Below are 752 nucleotides of genomic sequence, written 5' to 3' on the forward strand. Positions count from 1 at the left end.
CCGCACCCCGGACGGCGTCCGGTCCTGCGCCGACGTCGTGGTGGTGGACGCACCGGACATGCTGGGGCTGCTCGGCGCGGACCGCTTCGGGCTGCGTCTCCCGCTGGACCGGGCGGCCGAGGTGGCCCACGTCCTCGGCGTGCGCCTCGCCGCCGAGGCGGGCACCTGCGAGATCGTCTCGGCGGGCCCCGGCGAGGCCCGGCAGGCACCGGACGGCACACCGTACCGGGTTCACGACCCGCTGCTGGTCGAGGATCTCGCCGGCCGGCCGACCCGGGTGCCCTGGCGGGTACTCGGCGGGATCGGCGGCGAGATCCACGTGGATGCCGAGGCCGGCTCGGACGCGCTCGCGCGGGCCCTGGCCTGGCGCGGCGGGCAGTGGGACCGGCGGCATGCGCTGGCCGCGGCGCTGCGCGACCCTGACGGTACCGCCTTCCGAACCGCGGAGGACGACCTCGACGAGACCTGAGCCGCGCCGGTGGGTTCCGGTCGCTGGACTATCGATCCGTGTGGTCGGGGGTTCCCCGCGCCCGCAGCCGGTTGCGGCGGCGGATCACGATCCACAGGCCGGCGAGCCCGAGGACGAAGCCGCAGATCGCCGTCGCGAACCACCAGAGCCGGCCGTCGTCCCGCAGGTCGTCGAGGAAGAACGCCAGGACCAGCGCGGCGATGGCCCACAGCACGGTTCCCACCGCGACGGAGGCGACCCCGTCGTAGGGCAACGGTTCGGGCGTGGGCGGGCCGGTTGTCGC

1 protein-coding gene and 1 pseudogene are annotated in these 752 nt (G+C 75.9%); one reads left to right on the forward strand and one right to left on the reverse strand.

Translation table 11 applies throughout. From position 1 onward, the window contains the following. A pseudogene (locus tag ACY5KJ_RS08320) lies at positions 1-469 on the forward strand (sacsin N-terminal ATP-binding-like domain-containing protein); the annotation flags it as partial. Positions 470-497: 28 nt separating this feature from the next. Here the strand turns inward: ACY5KJ_RS08320 and ACY5KJ_RS08325 are convergent. After that, the coding region (locus ACY5KJ_RS08325) for a DUF2530 domain-containing protein (protein WP_462203110.1) at positions 498-752 on the reverse strand (255 nt) is incomplete at its 5' end.

The organism is Frankia sp. CcWB3, assembly GCF_977927595.1.